Raw genomic sequence first — 15,686 nt, forward strand, 5'->3', positions numbered from 1 at the left:
CTGCGGCGCTGCGGAACCGCGTCACCGAGGCATGGGCCGCGGCGGCGAGCCGGTTCCGGGAGGACGCGAACGCCGAGGAGGACGCAGCCCTCGGCGCCTACCGGGACCGACTGATCGTCGAGCTCCTCCAGAACGCGGTCGACGCGGCGAGCGCCGCCGGCGTCCCGGCGAAGGTGCTCATCAGGCTGAGCCCGCCAGCCGCCGGGACGGGCCCGGGCGGCCTGCTGGAGGTCGCGAACACCGGCGCGCCGTTGACGGCGGCCGGGGTCGAGGCGCTGTCGACACTGCGCGCCTCGGCGAAGCGCGACGTCCAGGCCGTCGGGCGCTTCGGCGCCGGGTTCGCCGCCGTCCTCGCGGTGACGGACACTCCGTCCATCGTCTCCAGGACGTCCCCGCTCGGCGGGTACGGCACCGCCGGTGGCCGGGACGGTGCGGACGGCTGGTGGGGGGTGGGCTGGTCGCGGCAGCGCACGGCGGAGCTGGTGCGCGCGAGCGGTGTCGACGCGCTGCTGGCGGAACTCGACCGGCGCGGCGGCGCGGTGCCCGTGCTGCGCCTTCCGTTCGACCTCGACGACCCGCGGCCCGGACCGGCCGGCTACGACACCGTCATCCGCCTGCCTCTCCGGGACGAGGCCGCGGCCGCCACGGCGCGGGCCCTGATCGCCGAGCTCGACCCGACGCTGCCCGTCGTCCTGCGCGGACTCGCGGAGATCATCGTCGAGGTCGACGGCGAGGTCCGCCGGCACCACTGTGAATGGGAGCCGACCCGGCCCGGGCCGGACGGGACCAGTCTTGAGGTCGCGACCGTCGGCGGCGTGCGGTGGCAGGGCTGCGTACGCCGCGGGACGATCCCGCCCGAACTGCTCGCGGACCGCCCCGTGGAGGAACGCGGGCGGACNGGCTACACCGCACGGGCGATGGTGCCCGACGGCGACTGGCCCGACCAGGTCATGCGGGTGATCCGCGCGCCGCAGCCCACCGACGAGCCGATCAGCATCCCGGCTCTGCTCAGCGTCGACCTCCCGCTGGATCCGTCCCGCCGGCACACCGTTCCCGGACCGCTGCGGGACTGGCTGACGGACCGCCTCGCCGAGGCGACGGTGGCGCTGGCCACCCAGCTGGGCGACCGCGGCACCAGTGCCCTGGAGCTGGTCCCCACCGGCCTGCCCCGCGGTGAGGTGGACGGCCGGCTGCGCGACCGGCTGCTCACGCTGCTGCCCGACGCCCCGCTCCTGCCCGGGGGCCGAATCGGGCGGGACTGCGTCGTCCTCGACCTCGGCCCGGCCACGGACTCCGTCACGGAGCTGCTGCGCGCCGACCAGTCCCCCGACCCCGCCGACCCCGCCGACGACGCCGACGACGCCGACGGTGCTGACGGTGCTGCCGGTGCGCTCGTCGACGGGCTCCTGCCGGCCGAGTTCGCCGCGCGGCGGCTGCGCGGCGCCCTGGACCTGCTCGGTGTCCGCCGGCTGGGCACCGCGGGCGTCGTGGAGCTCCTGCGAGGGGTGCGCCACGACCCGTCCTGGTGGGCCGGTCTCTACCCGCTGCTGCTGACCGCGCCGGACCGGGACGCGCTCGGAGCGCTGCCCGTGCCGGTGGTGGTCGTCCCCGATCTGGACGACCTCGGCCACGACCGCGACCGCGACCGCGCCCCCGTCTTCGGCGTGGAGCCGGACACCGACGGGCCAGACCCGGCACCGCTGACACCCCCCAGCCGGATGGTCACCGGACCGCGCGGCGCCCTGCTGCCCACCCCCGAGCTGGACGTGGTCGCCCTGGCCCGCTCCGGCCTGCCGCTGCGGGTGATCCATCCCGACGCGTGCACGGGGGGCGCGCGGGACGCTCTGCGCACGCTCGGGGCGGTGGAGGGGACCCCGGCCGGGGTCCTGCGGGACCCGGCGGTACGGGAGGCCGTCACCCAGGCCGACCCGGACGACGATCTCGATCATCTCGACGCGCTGGCGGGCGGCGTGCTGGCCCTGGTCCGCGACGCCAGCAGTCAGCATGATGATCACCAGGACTCCGAGCGGTCCGTGCCGTCCTGGCTCTCCGCGCTGCTGCTCCCCGAGGCGGGCGGCGGGTTCGCTCCCGCGTCCGAACTCGTCATCGCGGATGGGCCGCTCGATCTGCTGCTCGCCGACGATGCCCCGTTCGGAACCCTCGACCCACGAGTCAGCACCGCCTGGCCGGACCACGTCCTCGAAGCGGTCGGCGTGCTGCGCACGTTCGGAGTGCTCCACGCGGCGGATGTGACCCTCGACCCGGACGAGCCGGTGCTGCTCGAACTGGACGACAGCGACATCTGGGTGGACGAGGTCTACGAGTCGTCCGAACGGGCGGTCGCACCCTTCTCCACGGACACCGGCCGGATTCCGGGCGCCCCGCTCGTCATCGGGCGGTTCGCGGCGGTCCGCGACCTGGAACTCGTCGACCCCGAGGCGTGGCCCGAGGCACTGGCCGAGCTCGCCCGCCCGCCACTGCGCGAGGTCGTGCTGGGAGCCGAGCCGTCCTACACCCGCTGGTGGCTGGCCCGGCACGCCACGCTGCCGACGGACGACGGCGCCGGCAACCGGCTGCCGCCGCGGGAACTGGTGCTTCCCGGTGCCGACCCGCTGCTGACCGGGCTGTTCGCCCCGGCCGCCGCGCTGCCCGGCGTCGACGAGGAGTTTCTGCGCCGGCTCGGCTGCCGCCGCACTCTCGACGACGTCCTCACCGATCCGGACGCGGTGATCGACCTCCTCGACCGGCTGGGCGACAGCGACCGCGAGATCGGCTGGCCCGCGGCGCGGACGCTCTACATGGCGGCGGTGAGTGCGGCCGGCCTGCTGGGGACCGACCCGGACGGTGCCGTCGGCCCACGCCTGGACCCGCCGCTGACCGTGCGGACTCCGGCCGGCGTGTTCCCCGCCGACGAGGTCGTGGTGGTGGACGCCCCCGATCTGCTGGCGCTGATGGACCACGACCGGCCCGTCCTGCGGCTGCCCCTGGACCGGGCCGCCGAGGCCGCGCATGTGCTCGGTCTCCGGCTGGCCTCCGACCTGGACGAGTTCGAGGTACTGGACGCCGCCGCGGGCTCTGCGGGAACCGCGGGCACCGTGACCAGGACAGTCGTCGTCTCCGGGAGCAGGGTCGTGCTCGACCGGCCCGCGGCGGACGAATCCACGGCCGGTCCGGAGTCCCTCGACGGGACCGACCTCGGCGCCGCGCCCGGAGCCGCCCGGCCGCTGGTCGCCAGGTATCACGTGCACCCGCGGCTGTGGATCACGGCTCCGGGCGGACGTCAGGTCCGGGCGCCCTGGCGCGTGGTCGGCGGCATCGGCGGGGTGATCCATCTCGACGAGGCGGCGGGCACGGACGCGCTGGCCCGGGCACTGGCCTGGCAGGCCGGCCAGTGGGAACGCCGGCACGGCCTCGCCGCGGCGCTGCGCGATCCGGACGGCGCCCCGCTACGGCAGGCGGAGGACGACCTCGACGACCTGTAGTCGGAAGGCAGGCCGGGCGGGGTCAGGCGGGGTCAGCCCGCTCCCCGGCCGCGCGCAGCCGGTCGCGGCGGCGGACGACGACCCAGACACCGGCCAGCCCCAGCCCGAAACCGACGGCGGCCGTCGCTATCCACCACAGCCGGCCGTCGGCCCGCAGGTCGTCGGTGAACGGGAGCATGGCCAGAAGCGCGACCAGCCAGATGACGGTNCCCACCGCGACCGAGCGAACTCCGTCGTAGGGGAGCGGACGCAGTTCTCCCCCGCCGGTGTCAGCGCCCGAGGCGCCAAGATCCGGCGCGCCAAGATCCGGCGCGCCGGGGCCCGGCTCGTCTCCGTCCGGTGTCCGTGTGCTCATCGCGACCGACGCTACCGCGGCCGCGGCGGCGCCATCAGGCCCTGCCGCCGTCCGCCCCGGTGGGCGCCGGGTGGTCGCCGCCCTCCAGCCATTCGTCGAACGAGCACCCTGTCACCTGCGCGAGCAGCGCGATGTCGTCGACGAAGCGGTCGAGCACCCGCGCGCGCAGGCCGGGCGGCGGCGGGGGACCCGGCTCCAGGTGCCGGCGCAGCACGGCCAGCGCCGCGGCCAGCGGGTCCGGGCTGGGCCGGCTGGCCGCGCCGAGCCAGCCGCGACCGGGATCGGTGACCGCCGGGACGAACGTGCGCGCACCGCCGCGGACCACCGCGGCCGGGTCGACCGCGCGAACGAAGGCGCATACCTCACGCAGTACCGAATCCGGCTGCGTGACCAGGTCCCGATACCGCACCAGCAGAACCTGGCTGGGTGGGAACAACGTGTAGAGACGCCGTAGCTGAAGGCCATAACGGCCGTGTTCGGCGTAGCGCCAGCGGCGTTTCCAGCCGGCCGCGCGCCGCGCTTCCTCCGCGTCGAGCGCCGTGACCAGAGAAGGCAACGGCTCAAGCCCCGCTCGGCGTTGCGCGAGCCAGTTCGCGTACGCGCGTTCGACCGGGTCGCGCAGCACGGCGATCATTCTCAGGTACGGCAGCAGCTCGTGCATGCGACGCTGTGCCGGGAAGTCGGCGAGATAGTACGGAGTACTTTCTCCCCGGGGCCGCTGGTCGTTCCCCGGGAAGAGGGCCTCGTACTCCGGCTGGCACCGGACGAGCGCCTCCCCGGCCAGCGCCTCCGCGCTGTCCGCGGGCTGTGGCTCCAGGTCCGCGGGCTGTGCCTCCAGGCCCGCGGCCGGGGCGCCCGCGGGTGCGGGAGACGACCCCTCGGCGAGGAAGAACCCGGGCTCGGCCGGCGCGGACATCACCAGACCCCGGTGCCGGGCCAGCGCCGTGTGCAGGCTCAATGTGCCGGCGTCGGGAGCGCCAATGACGACGAAATCGGGTAGCGCCATACCGGCTCCTCCTCCCGGACCGTTTCACACGCGAGCCGAGAATATAGCCTCCCCGCCCCCGCGGGCCGAGTCGGGAATTCCTTTGGAACCCCGACCGCGGTGAGCCCGTCCACCGAAGTCCGCCGACGACGGATCAGGCCCGGGACGGCGCGCTAGGTGGATTCCCCGACGGTGATCGTCCCGTAACCGCCGTTGTGGTAGACGAGCGGAGCGGACGGCCCGGCGGGCTCCGGATCGGCACCGATCTCCACGACCTCGGCGATCACCAGGTGGTGGTCGCCCGCGTCCAACCGGGTGAGGATCCGCGTCCGCAGCCAGACGGCGGCGTCGACGAGCAGCGGCTCACCGGTGGGCAGGGAGCGCCACCGGGTCGGCGCGGCGAACCGGTCGATTCCCGAGGTGGCGAACCGAGCGGCCAGCCCCTGCTGATCAACGGACAACAGGTGGACCACAAGACCCGAGGTGGCAAGCAGCGCCGNCGCGCAGGACGAAGTCCTCGACAGCGACAGCGACAGCAGCGGCGGCTGGGCGGAGAGGGAGGCGACCGACGTCGCGGTGAAACCGACGGGACCATACGGGCCAGCCATCGTCACGACCGTCACCCCGGCCGCGTGCCGGCGGAAGGCGTGCCGCAGTGCGGCCGGGGCGACCACCGGTTCAGCCCCCNCCGGTTCGGCCGACTGTTCGGGGACGGCCCCCGCCGCCTCCGCACCGAGAGTGTCAACGCTCACCGGGCCGCCTCCGCCAGGACGGGACGCTCTGCCCGGGAGTTGGCCGCGATGCTCGCCAGCAGGGTCGAGGCATGGGAGACCACCCAGGAGTCGATGACGATGTCGAGGTCCGGGAGCTGGTCCTCGACCACCGCGAAGGCCCGCGCCGGGACGCCCGCGCCGAGCTCGACGAGGACCGGGCGCAGGTAGGCGTCACCGGCGAAGGAGTGGTCCGGCGCCGCCGACAGCACCAGCGGCACAGCGGTCACGCCACGCAGTGCGCCACCCGGCAGCTGGTCGAGGAAGACCTTGAGCAGACCGGTGTAGCTGCCCTTGTAGACCGGGGAGGCGACGATCAGCAGATCGGCCGCGGACACCGCCCCGGCCGCCGCGGCGACCCGGCCGTCATCGTCGAAGAGCCGGCGGGCGAGCACCGCGAGATCGATGATCTCCGTGCTCCCGATGGGCAGGTCATCGGCTATCCGTTCGGCGAGGTCACGCGCGACGGCGAGTGTCCGGGCACCTGCCCTGGGGCTCCCGCTGAGCACGACGAGCCGCGGCCGGGCAGGCGGCACCAGGGGAATCGGTGGCGCGATGGACGTCTGCACAGGGGACGTCTGCACAAGGGACGTCTGCGTGAGTCGGGAGAACTCGGTCATGGTCGGCCTTCCGGTTCTGTGGCCGGATCGCGGTGCGACCCAGGACCCGCTGGTGCCGCACTGCGTCCGCGATCTGTGGCGGATTCCCTTGCCGTGACCGCCCTGAGGCGCGGGCCGGCGGCGACACTGCGGCGGCGATGCGCTGAACGGGACGGAGGACGCACGACGGAGATCGGGCGCGGATTCACGGCGGGTTCCGCGGCACTGGCAGTCGCGGTGGCGGGTCCGCGAGGCCGGCTCCGTCAGTGGGAGCGCCGCCTACAGCGGCTGCGGGTTGCGCGGCCGTAGTCGACAAAGCGCCTGCGGGTGAGCAGTGGACGGGAGGTGGACCACGAACTGAAGGATGGCAGCGCCCGGCTGACGGGAGATACGCGCGATGCCACGTCCAAACTGTGCGGACCTGGGCTTTGTTCAGTCAAGAAGTGATAAAGTGAGTCAGATCACACGCCTGTTTCATTGGCTGGGATCGCCCGGCGTGTTTCCGTTGATTCCGTGTTGAAGCCGACCTACCTCGTCAGGCGGGGGCATATCGACCTACTGCGGGTCGCCTCCGCCGCCTGTTCGGCTTCCTGACACCGCTGGCGGCATCCAGCGCCCCGGGCCACGGGCACAGTGGTCTCCCCGTGGTCCNCCGCGCCGTGGTCCTCACACCCCGCGCCGCGCGCCAGCTCGCCGCGCCACCGACTCCATCACCGTCAAGCTGTGGTCCGACACCCGTCGGAACCCGGCCTCGTCCTGGTGCCCACCCGTCAGCCGGACCGCGACGTCCGGGAGCATCGGCGCAGCCGGCCGGCCGGTGCCGGAACACCACGGCACCGAAGCACCGCGACGCAGGCCGGGCCCATGCCCATCCCGTTCCCAGCCCGGAGCCGACCGTGAGCGAACTGCACATCCCCTCCGCGGAGGACCTCGTCCNCTCCCCGGCCGACATCGACGCCTTCCACCGGCGCCTGCACCACATCGCGCCGTGGGCGCTCGACGCCGAGACAGCCCAGAGCTCGGGAATGCGGCGGCTGGCCGCGGTCAGTGCCCGGACGGTCGGCTCGTCGAAGCTGTGGATGGGGCAGACCCACGNGGCGCCGTCGACCGCCTCGGCCAACCATCACCACGGCCGGTCGGAGACCGCGATCTACGTGGTCAGCGGCCGGCCCGAGTTCGTCTTCCCCGCGGACGTCGCCGAGGGTGACGACGGCGAGCCCCCGAGCGAGATCCGCATCCGCACCTCACCCGGGGACTACATCTTCGTCCCGCCGTGGGTCCCGCACCGCGAGGAGAACCCGGACCCCGATCACGAGGCCCTCGTCGTGATCGCCCGCAGCACCCAGGACGCGATCGTCGTGAACCTCCCGGACCTGCGCTGGACCGGCCCCGTCCTGACCACGAGCGACGACATCACCGGCTCCCAGGCCGGCCCGAACTGATCACCCCCACTCGCCCTGGAGGCATCCGTGGCAGCCCACGCCGGCTTCGCCGAGAGAACATTCGCTGGCCCCACCGTGGACGTCGACCGCGTGGCCTGGCAGGTCCTGGTCGACGGCCGGCCGGTCGATCTGACCTACCTGGAGTTCGAGGTCCTCGACTACCTCGTGCGGCATCCGGGGCGGGTGCACAGCCGGGAGGAACTGCTGCGCGAGGTGTGGCGGCAGGATCCGGGCGAGCTCGGGGCATCCGCCCCGCGCACCGTAGACGTCATGATCACCCGACTGCGGCGCAAGCTCGGCCTGCAGCACCGCGACCGCATCGAGACGGTCCGGCGGGTCGGCTACCGCTACCGCCCGGCGGCGGGGGACCCCCGCAGGTCCCACCGGCCCTCGACGCTGTAGGCGGGCGTCGGTCCGCCGGCGCTGCTCATCAGCGTGATGGCCTCGGCGGACCACGGCAGCGGCGCGATCGCCTCGTCGAGCGCGCGAACCAGGCCGCGCAGGTCGACCTCCGCGCCGGCCGGCACCCGCGCCAGCGTCAGGTGCGCGCGCAGCGGGCGGTCGTCGCCGTGCAGTGCGCCGGCCCGCACCGCCGCCCGGCGCACACCCGTGGCGAGCGCCCCGAGCTCACCGCTGACCCGGGCCCACAGGACCCGATCGCCGAACCGGCCGGCGCCGTCGACGCGCAGCCGGGCCGGCGGGTGGCGGCGGGCCACCCGGCCCAGCCGCTCGTCGAGGGCGGGGCGGGTGGCCGGGTCGACGGGACCAAGGAACGCCAGCGTCACATGCCACCGCGCTGGGTCCACCCAGCGCGCCCCCGGCAGCCCCCGCGGCCGGTCAGGCCCGCCCTCGCCGGCCCCAGCGGTCCCGGTCACCGCGGCGACCGTCGCCGCCAGGTCGCGGACGAGCTCCGGCGGCGGCAGCAGCGCGACGAAGAACCTCATCACCTCCACTAAATACCGCGCCGGGCCGACCGGCCCGTTCGGGCACCCCCGTCCGGCGTGACGCGCTCTGGTCACAGCGGGCTGGTTCGAGTGGGTGGTCTGACGACGGGATCGGCCCGACCGCCCGCCGACGGGCGGAGTTCGGGGGCACTATCGGAGCTGTGACGACGGTCCCCGAGCTGGTGGCACCCCGCGATCCNGGCCTCTCCAGGGCCTGGCGCTCCGACCGGCGCGCCGCACGGCGCGACGAGCCCGACCTCCCGGTCGCGATGGCGCTCGTCACCGACGGTTCGGAGCTGTCCACAGCGGACGTTCTGCGCGACTCGGGCGTCGACGTCGTCGGCCTGCTGGCCCCCGAACCGCTGGAGTCGCTGGCCTGGGCGGCCGAGGCGCGGGCACCGCNGGCCTACAGCGACCTGATCGCCATGCTGTCGGACGACATCGAGGCGGTCTGCATCGAGATGGCTCCGCCGGCGTCCGACTTCGTCGCCCGGCGGGCCGCCGAGGCCGGCCTGCACGTCCTGCTCGCCAAGCCGACCACCGCCGAGGCGGAGTCGCTGCGCACCGTCGCGGACCTCGCAGAGGAGGCCGACCTCGCGCATGTCGTCGCACTGGACGGGCGGGCCTGGCCCGCGGCGTGGCATGTGCAGGCCTCGCTCCACTCGTTGNGGGCGCTCAGCCAGATCACGGTGGTCGGCGCCCCCGCCGGGCCGGTCGGCCGGGCCGAGATCATCGACCTGACGCTGCGCTGGTGCGGTGAGATCCTCGCCGTCTGCGCGGACCCGGCCAGCATGCCGGCGACCGCCCTCACCCCGGATGCTCCGATCACCCTGGCGCTGCTCGCCGCCAACGGGACGACCATCCTGATCAACGAACGGATGAGCGGCGAGCTCACCACCGCCGTCGTCACGGTCTGCGGCGACGCGGGCCGGCTGGTCGTCCAGGGCCGGCGGGTACGCCGGCAGGACGGGAACGGCGTCCGTGACCTTTGGATGCCGACGGTGCCCGCCGAGCGCCCCGGCCTGGTCGAGGCGACCTACGACGTCGTGCGCGCGACCGAGCTCAACGACCCGGCACTGGTGCGCGGCGCGACCTTCCATGATCTGCTCACGGCCACCCGGTTGCAGGTGGCGGCCACCGCGTCCCGTGAGCGGGGTGGCTGGGTCGAACTGTGAGCCGGCGCGGTCGGGCGGTCAGCGGTCGGGCGGTCAGAGGCCGGCGAGGCGATCCAGGACAGGCGCGGCCGCTCGCAGCGCGTCGGCCTCGCCCGGTGTGAGGTCCTCCAGCCGCTCGGCCAGCCACTCGTCCCGGCGCCGGCGGTCGGCGGCGAGCAGTTCCCGGCCAGCCTCGGTGACCTGGGCGATCACCTGGCGCCCGTCGGTCGGGNGCTGGCNGCGGTGCACCAGCCCGGCCTCGGCCAGGAGCGTGATCACCCTGGTCATCGACGGCGGTTGCACACGCTCGTACGCGGCGATCTCGCCGAGGGTCATCGGCCCGTGCCGGGCCAGTGTGGCGAGGGNGGCGACCTGGGTGGGCGTAAGCGTGCTGGAACGTTCCTGCCGCATTCGCCGCGACAGCCGCATCACGGACATGCGCAGGGCGGAAGCAAGCTCAGCCACACCCGCGCTCTCCATTTCTCGAAAGTACTGGTTAGCCTCGTTAAGGTTCAAGGCCGATACGCGCACCACAGAGCAACGCGCGGCCGTGACCCGGCCCCGCGCGGAAATGTCGCACCTGGTTCAGGGCACCCGTTCAGGTCGCCGGCGGTGATCGACCCGGCGGATCCGTCGGGAGCCGGCCACCCCCCGGTAGCGTCCGGCCCCCGACGGCCCGGCACACCTGCCCGTGANGGCGAACCGTGACNGGAGGGCCGAATCCACTATTCACTGTGGACGCCTCGGCGCGCCTCCGGGACACCTCCGCGCTTTCCGGGTGCTTCCACCCTGACAACCGGGGGGTAACACTCAGACGGACGTAAGCGGTGTGTCACTCTTACCGAGTGAGATCGTCNCCCTCAGCGGGCCGCCGATGCCGTCGCTGACCAGCGTGGTCACCCGGCATCGCCTTGCGTGGCTGGTCACCGCCGGCCTCGTGACGTCGCTGCTGACGATCGCGGCCCAGTGGCCCGCCTGGCCCAGGACTCCCTTCCCGGCCACGCTGAACGTGCTGGTCACCGTCACCTTCGTCCTCACCGGGCTGCTGCTGCTGGACGAGGACGCACTCGGCAGTGTGAGCTGGGCCTACGTCATCGGCGGCCTGATGTGGACGGTGACCTGGACGGCCACCTGGGAACGCGGCCCGACCGCGGTGGTCTCCTCCATCGCCTACGCCCATTTCTGGGTCTGCCTCGGTTGGGGGTTGCTGCGGTACCCGACCNGGCGGATCNCCGACCCCGCCGAGCGGCTGCTGCTCGCGAGCGCGATCGCGATCGTCCCGGTGAGCAACCTCGTGCTGATCGGGCTTTCCCGGCCGGAGACCTTCGGCTATCACCCGGGCGTGTGGTGGTACGGCACGGCGATCGACCCGACGGTCTTCGAGGTGGTGGTCAACACCCTCGACGGCCTGACCTTCGCGGTGGTCATCGCCTTCGGCCTCGCCATCGCCCGCCGCTACCGGCGCGCCTCCGCGCTGGAACGGCGGACCCTCGGGCCCGTCGCGCTGGGCATGCTCGCCGCGTACGCCATGGCCGCGGTGGTGAACCTGTTCGTCTACTACCCCNACAGCAGCACCATCAGCATGATCTTCATCCCGATGGCCGTGACGCTGCTCGCCATCCCGGCGTCCTTCGCCGCCGCGGCCGCACGCCGGCACGCGGCCCGGGGCCGGATCGCGCAGCTCCTGAGCACGCTGAGCACCCCACCGACACCGGCCGCGGTCCGGGNGGTGCTGCGCGCGGCGCTGGGCGACGAGGACGCGCAGATCTACCTGTGGGTTCCCGAGCGGGGCGTCCACATCGACAGTGACGGGCAGCCCGCTGTCCCGCCGCCGGCCGACGACACGCGGCTCGCGCTGCCGGTCCGCACATCCTCCGGTGCCCCGCTGGCGGTCCTGTCCGCCCGCTCCTCGCTTGAGCGCGACCGTGACCTGGTGGACGTCGCACTCAACGCCAGCGCCATCGCGCTGGAGAACGCGCGGTTACACGCCACGATCGCCGCCCAGCTCGACGCGGTGCGGGCCACCCGGTCACAGCTCGTCGAGGTGGGCCTGGCCGAGCGCCGCCGCATCGAGCGGAACCTTCACGACGGCGCCCAGCAGCGCCTGCTGGCACTCGGGACCCGGCTGGGGATCGCACAGGCGCAGGCAACGGATGAGGCCACATCAGCCGCCCTGGCGGCGGCCGCCGCGGATCTCCGGGCCGCCCTGGAGGAGCTGCGCGGGCTTGCTCGCGGCATACATCCGCCAATCCTCAGCGAACGTGGACTGAAGGCCGCCCTGGAGGATGTCGCGGGGCCGCTCCCGCTGGTGGTCGAGCTACAGATACCCGACCAACGANTCGACACCGCACTGGAGACCACGGCGTACTACACCGTAAGCGAAGCACTGGCCAATACGGTTAAATATGCTGATGCCACTCAGGCGCAGGTAACAGTACGAGCGGCGGAGGACGAGTTCCTGATCCAGATAGCCGACGACGGAAAGGGCGGGGCGGTCATCAGCGACGGCGGTGGCCTCGCCGGGCTGCGTGAGCGTGTCCGCGCACTCGGCGGCGACGTCACACTCTCCAGCCCGCCGGATTCCGGTACCCGCCTGACCGCGGTCATTCCCACAGAAAACAACCAACNGCGGCAGACCGCCCTCGATCCTGGACGTGACCTGTGATATGCGGGTAGCCATCGCGGACGACTCGACCCTTTTCCGGGAGGGTCTCGCGCTGCTGCTGACCTCGGCCGGTGTGCAGGTGACGGCCCAGGCCGCCGAGCCGCGGAAACTGCTCGCCCATCTCGCGGACGAGCTGCCCGACGTGGTCATCCTGGACCTGCGGATGCCGCCGACCTTCACCGACGAAGGCCTCGTCTCCGCCGAGCAGATCCNGGCCCAGTACCCCTCGGTCGGGGTCCTGCTCCTTTCCACCTACGCGGACGTCCACTACGCGGTGCGCCTGCTCGGTGATGGCCGCGGCGGGACNGGCTACCTGCTCAAAGATCGGGTGACGGATCTGAACGGGCTGCTCGACGGACTGCGCCGGATCGCGGACGGCCGTCTCGTCGTGGACGAGGACATCATCGCCGGCCTGTTGGCGCACCGACGCCGGGCCGAGGCCCTCGACCGGCTCACCGAGCGAGAGCGCGCCGTTCTGCGGGANATGGCCGAAGGGCGGTCGAACGCCGGAATCGCCGGCCGGCTTCACCTGGCGCCGAAAACGGTCGAGAACCATGTGGCGAGCGTGTTCTCGAAGCTGGGAATGCCGGCCTCCGCGGACGACAACCGGCGGATTCTGGCCGTTCTCACCTGGCTGCGCTCCACGGGCGAGGCGGCCCCGTCCAAGCCGGCGGCGAAGTAGCCCCGGACCACCGGGCCACCGGCCACCGGTGCGGCGGGCCAGCTCGCTCCGCCGGAACCTGAGCCGCCTCGACGGCGGGGTAGTGGGCGACGCGGGGGTACAAGGGGGTAACAGGGGCCGAGCGGACGAGGGAGGACGTACGACCGAGGCACCGGGGTGGCTCAACCTATGTGACCAATCTCGCCAAATCCGCGCCGAGGGCGCCGATCTCCGGCACCACAGAGGAACCACGATCTCGCACGAGGCGACGATGTAACCACCCCAGGACACCCAAAACGGGCTGACCCTTACCAGGAGCACCAGCCCAGGCGCCACCCGCAGCGCGACGACATACAGGGTGGCAGAGCACACGTGGGATAGACGCCACCGATCACGCGCATGTGGTGGCTCGAACCGCGAGACTTGGGGACAACCGAACCGAACCAGTGAACCGGCGAGAGCGCTCCGAACCGGGCGCGCGCCCGGAGGTGGCCGACGCCGTCACCCGGCAGTGCCATGGCGAGAGGAGCCCGGCGTGTCCGAGCAGGTCAGTACCCTGACCGTCACCGATAACCGCACCGGTCGAACGTACGAGGTGCCGGTCACCGACGGCACGATCCGCTCGAGTGCGTTCCGTGCCATCAAGGTCGACGACGACGACTTCGGCCTCATGGCCTACGACCCCGCGTTCACGAACACGGCGAGCTGCCGGAGCGCGATCACCTACATCGACGGCGACGCCGGCATTCTGCGCTACCGCGGCTACCCCATCCAGGAGCTGGCGGAGAAGAGCAGCTTCCTGGAGGTCTCCTACCTGCTGCTGGCGGGCGAGCTTCCCACCTCGGACGAGCTCGCCACCTGGAAAGACGAGATCACGCACCACACCCTGGTGCATGAGTCGATCAAAAAGTTCATCGACGGCTTCCACCACGACGCCCACCCGATGGGCATGCTGGTGTCGACTGTCGGCGCGCTTTCGACCTTCTACCCGGACGCCAAGACGATCGACGACCCNGGCCTTCGGCGGCTGCAGATCGTCCGCCTCATCGCGAAGATCACCACGCTGGCGGCGTTCTCCTACCGGCACTCCGTCGGTNTCCCGTACGTCTACCCGGACAACGACCTGTCCTACGCCGGCAACTTCCTCAACATGATGTGGAAGGCCACCGAGCTCAAGTACGAGCCGGACCCGAACCTCGAGCACGCCCTCGACGTGCTGTTCATCCTGCACGCCGACCACGAGCAGAACTGCTCCGCCAACGCGATGCGCGCGGTGGGCAGTTCCCAGGCCGACCCGTTCTCGGNCGCCGCGGCCGCGATCTCCGCGCTCTACGGCCCGCTGCACGGCGGCGCCAACGAGCAGGTCCTGCGCATGCTCTCCGAGATCGGCTCGGNGGAGAACATCCCCGCCTTCATCGCCCAGGTGAAGGACGGCAAGAAGAAGCTCATGGGCTTCGGCCACCGGATCTACAAGAACTACGACCCGCGTGCCCGGGTGATCCGCCAGGTCGCGGACGAGGTATTCAAGGTCACCGGCACGAACCCGCTGCTCGACCTCGCGATGGAGCTGGAGCGGATCGCGCTGGAGGACGAGTACTTCATCGCCCGCAAGCTCTATCCGAACGTCGACTTCTACACCGGCATCATCTACCAGGCCATGGGTTTCCCGGTGGAGATGTTCCNGGTGCTGTTCGCGATCGGCCGGATGCCGGGCTGGCTGGCCCAGTGGGAGGAGGGCCTGCTCGACCCTGAGCAGAAGATCGCCCGGCCACGCCAGCTCTACGTCGGCTACGACGAGCGTCCCTACGTCCCGATGGACGTCCGCTCGTCCGCCGCGGACGCCGAGACCGACCCGATCGCGGCCCAGGCCGCCCAGGCCGCCCCGGTCCGCCCGCTGCGCTGACCTCCCGAGGCGCGCCAGCGACGCCCTCGCCTCGGACGACCGCCTCTCCGGCCACCAGGCCGGCAGGCGGTCGTTCCGCGTTCGGGCCGGGGCGGGGGGGNGGGGCTGCCTCTGAGTTGCCGGCCCTATGTTCGGATCTCCCACCACCTCGGAAGCGACCGCGTCATGACCCCCGGTGAGCTGGCACCACGGTTCTTCATCGCCGTAGTGGTGATCCTGCTGTTCTGCAAGGTGGTGGCGTGGACGCTGGCCTGGGCGGGCCAGCCGGCGGTGGTGAGCGAGATGCTCGCCGGCGTCCTGCTCGGGCCGTCGCTGCTCGGGCTGCTGTTCCCCGACGCGCAGGACGCGGTGTTCCCCCACGAGCTCTACCCGGTGCTCTACATCGTGGGCCAGGTCGGTCTGGTGATCTTCATGTTCCAGGCCGGCCATGCGTTCGCGCGCCACCAGGTGCCGAAACTCCTCGGCACCGCCGGCGCGGTCTCGCTCGCCGGTGTCGCCGCGCCGCTGGCCCTCGGCGTCCTGGTGGTCGTCACCACGAGCACGCGGGTGCCGATCCGGGCGGAGGGCATCCCGACCGCCGTCACCGCGGCCTTCGTGGGGGTCGCACTGGCCATCACCGCCTTCCCCATGCTGGCGCGGATCATCACCGAACGCGGGCAGGCCGGCACCCGGCACGGCACCCTCGCGCTGGCCAGCGGGGCGATCGACGACGCGGCGGCCTGGATC

12 protein-coding genes and 20 pseudogenes are annotated in these 15,686 nt (G+C 72.7%); 23 read left to right on the plus strand and 9 right to left on the minus strand.

The window, feature by feature from the left end; translation table 11 throughout:
* Positions 1 to 898: sacsin N-terminal ATP-binding-like domain-containing protein (locus tag UG55_RS41740; RefSeq protein WP_396230973.1), on the plus strand; the 898-nt coding region annotated here is incomplete at both ends.
* 1 nt (position 899) lies between these two features.
* Positions 900 to 3,482, plus strand: a pseudogene (locus UG55_RS41745) (molecular chaperone Hsp90); the annotation flags it as partial.
* 22 nt (positions 3,483 to 3,504) lie between these two features.
* Here UG55_RS41745 and UG55_RS22105 read toward each other — a convergent pair.
* From UG55_RS22105 to UG55_RS22120, 5 genes and pseudogenes are all read right to left on the minus strand, one after another.
* Positions 3,505 to 3,690: pseudogene (locus UG55_RS22105) on the minus strand (DUF2530 domain-containing protein); the annotation flags it as partial.
* A 181-nt stretch (positions 3,691 to 3,871) separates the two neighbouring features.
* Positions 3,872 to 4,843, minus strand: a complete 972-nt coding sequence (locus UG55_RS22110) for a sulfotransferase (protein ID WP_066072593.1) — start codon at positions 4,841 to 4,843, stop codon at positions 3,872 to 3,874.
* Between the two features lie 152 nt (positions 4,844 to 4,995).
* Positions 4,996 to 5,321, minus strand: a 326-nt coding sequence (locus UG55_RS22115; protein ID WP_242424937.1) for a flavin reductase family protein, incomplete at its 5' end; no start/stop codon positions are given.
* A gap of 1 nt (position 5,322) precedes the next feature.
* Positions 5,323 to 5,509 (minus strand): annotated as a pseudogene (locus tag UG55_RS41750) (flavin reductase); the annotation flags it as partial.
* Between the two features lie 61 nt (positions 5,510 to 5,570).
* Positions 5,571 to 6,212, minus strand: coding sequence for an NADPH-dependent FMN reductase (locus UG55_RS22120; protein WP_083987079.1), 642 nt, complete (start codon positions 6,210 to 6,212; stop codon positions 5,571 to 5,573).
* Between the two features lie 492 nt (positions 6,213 to 6,704).
* Between UG55_RS22120 and UG55_RS47860 the strand changes: the two genes are divergently transcribed.
* The 4 genes and pseudogenes from UG55_RS47860 to UG55_RS22130 all read left to right on the plus strand — a co-directional run bounded on the left by UG55_RS47860 (position 6,705) and on the right by UG55_RS22130 (position 8,035).
* Entirely contained in the window at positions 6,705 to 6,785 is an 81-nt protein-coding gene (locus UG55_RS47860) for a putative leader peptide (RefSeq protein WP_396230974.1), read from the plus strand.
* Between the two features lie 343 nt (positions 6,786 to 7,128).
* Positions 7,129 to 7,286 (plus strand): annotated as a pseudogene (locus tag UG55_RS41755) (cupin); the annotation flags it as partial.
* A 1-nt stretch (position 7,287) separates the two neighbouring features.
* Positions 7,288 to 7,633 (plus strand): annotated as a pseudogene (locus UG55_RS41760) (cupin domain-containing protein); the annotation flags it as partial.
* Positions 7,634 to 7,660: 27 nt separating this feature from the next.
* Complete coding sequence (locus tag UG55_RS22130) at positions 7,661 to 8,035, plus strand: winged helix-turn-helix domain-containing protein (protein ID WP_066072599.1); 375 nt, start codon at positions 7,661 to 7,663, stop codon at positions 8,033 to 8,035.
* Here the strand turns inward: UG55_RS22130 and thpR are convergent.
* A complete protein-coding gene (thpR, locus tag UG55_RS22135; RefSeq protein ID WP_066072629.1) occupies positions 7,981 to 8,577 on the minus strand; it encodes an RNA 2',3'-cyclic phosphodiesterase in 597 nt (198 codons plus the stop codon). The genes UG55_RS22130 and thpR overlap by 55 nt on opposite strands.
* A gap of 200 nt (positions 8,578 to 8,777) precedes the next feature.
* On the opposite strand from thpR, the pseudogene UG55_RS41765 reads away from it, so the two are divergent.
* The 3 pseudogenes from UG55_RS41765 to UG55_RS41775 form a co-directional block, all read left to right on the plus strand.
* Positions 8,778 to 8,979 (plus strand): annotated as a pseudogene (locus UG55_RS41765) (dehydrogenase); the annotation flags it as partial.
* A gap of 1 nt (position 8,980) precedes the next feature.
* Positions 8,981 to 9,245 (plus strand): annotated as a pseudogene (locus UG55_RS41770) (Gfo/Idh/MocA family oxidoreductase); the annotation flags it as partial.
* Position 9,246: 1 nt separating this feature from the next.
* Positions 9,247 to 9,752: pseudogene (locus UG55_RS41775) on the plus strand (dehydrogenase); the annotation flags it as partial.
* A gap of 33 nt (positions 9,753 to 9,785) precedes the next feature.
* On the opposite strand, the pseudogene UG55_RS45660 reads toward UG55_RS41775, so the two are convergent.
* The 3 pseudogenes from UG55_RS45660 to UG55_RS46360 all read right to left on the minus strand — a co-directional run.
* Positions 9,786 to 9,963 (minus strand): annotated as a pseudogene (locus UG55_RS45660) (MarR family transcriptional regulator); the annotation flags it as partial.
* An 8-nt stretch (positions 9,964 to 9,971) separates the two neighbouring features.
* Positions 9,972 to 10,096, minus strand: a pseudogene (locus UG55_RS41780) (MarR family transcriptional regulator); the annotation flags it as partial.
* A gap of 1 nt (position 10,097) precedes the next feature.
* Positions 10,098 to 10,211, minus strand: a pseudogene (locus tag UG55_RS46360) (MarR family transcriptional regulator); the annotation flags it as partial.
* A gap of 394 nt (positions 10,212 to 10,605) precedes the next feature.
* Between UG55_RS46360 and UG55_RS41785 the strand changes: the two are divergent.
* The 14 genes and pseudogenes from UG55_RS41785 to UG55_RS22165 all read left to right on the plus strand — a co-directional run.
* Positions 10,606 to 10,953: pseudogene (locus UG55_RS41785) on the plus strand (sensor histidine kinase); the annotation flags it as partial.
* 822 nt (positions 10,954 to 11,775) lie between these two features.
* Positions 11,776 to 12,069, plus strand: a 294-nt coding sequence (locus UG55_RS41790; RefSeq protein WP_242424939.1) for a histidine kinase, incomplete at its 3' end; no start/stop codon positions are given.
* A 12-nt stretch (positions 12,070 to 12,081) separates the two neighbouring features.
* Positions 12,082 to 12,358: sensor histidine kinase (locus UG55_RS47865; RefSeq protein WP_396230975.1), on the plus strand; the 277-nt coding region annotated here is incomplete at its 3' end.
* Positions 12,359 to 12,397: 39 nt separating this feature from the next.
* Positions 12,398 to 12,608 (plus strand): response regulator transcription factor (locus tag UG55_RS41795; protein ID WP_242424938.1); only part of this gene is annotated, 211 nt, incomplete at its 3' end.
* A 1-nt stretch (position 12,609) separates the two neighbouring features.
* A pseudogene (locus tag UG55_RS41800) lies at positions 12,610 to 12,702 on the plus strand (DNA-binding response regulator); the annotation flags it as partial.
* A gap of 1 nt (position 12,703) precedes the next feature.
* A pseudogene (locus UG55_RS41805) lies at positions 12,704 to 12,879 on the plus strand (DNA-binding response regulator); the annotation flags it as partial.
* Position 12,880: 1 nt separating this feature from the next.
* Positions 12,881 to 13,078 (plus strand): annotated as a pseudogene (locus UG55_RS41810) (response regulator transcription factor); the annotation flags it as partial.
* A gap of 514 nt (positions 13,079 to 13,592) precedes the next feature.
* Positions 13,593 to 14,071 (plus strand): citrate/2-methylcitrate synthase (locus UG55_RS41815; RefSeq protein WP_304440442.1); only part of this gene is annotated, 479 nt, incomplete at its 3' end.
* A gap of 1 nt (position 14,072) precedes the next feature.
* A pseudogene (locus UG55_RS41820) lies at positions 14,073 to 14,153 on the plus strand (hypothetical protein); the annotation flags it as partial.
* 1 nt (position 14,154) lies between these two features.
* A pseudogene (locus tag UG55_RS41825) lies at positions 14,155 to 14,361 on the plus strand (citrate/2-methylcitrate synthase); the annotation flags it as partial.
* Between the two features lies 1 nt (position 14,362).
* Positions 14,363 to 14,451, plus strand: a pseudogene (locus tag UG55_RS41830) (citrate/2-methylcitrate synthase); the annotation flags it as partial.
* Between the two features lies 1 nt (position 14,452).
* Positions 14,453 to 14,739 (plus strand): annotated as a pseudogene (locus UG55_RS41835) (citrate/2-methylcitrate synthase); the annotation flags it as partial.
* 1 nt (position 14,740) lies between these two features.
* A pseudogene (locus UG55_RS41840) lies at positions 14,741 to 14,960 on the plus strand (citrate (Si)-synthase); the annotation flags it as partial.
* A gap of 165 nt (positions 14,961 to 15,125) precedes the next feature.
* Positions 15,126 to 15,686, plus strand: a 561-nt coding sequence (locus UG55_RS22165) for a cation:proton antiporter (RefSeq protein WP_199865223.1), incomplete at its 3' end; no start/stop codon positions are given.

The organism is Frankia sp. EI5c (assembly GCF_001636565.1).
Classification (GTDB): domain Bacteria; phylum Actinomycetota; class Actinomycetes; order Frankiales; family Frankiaceae; genus Parafrankia.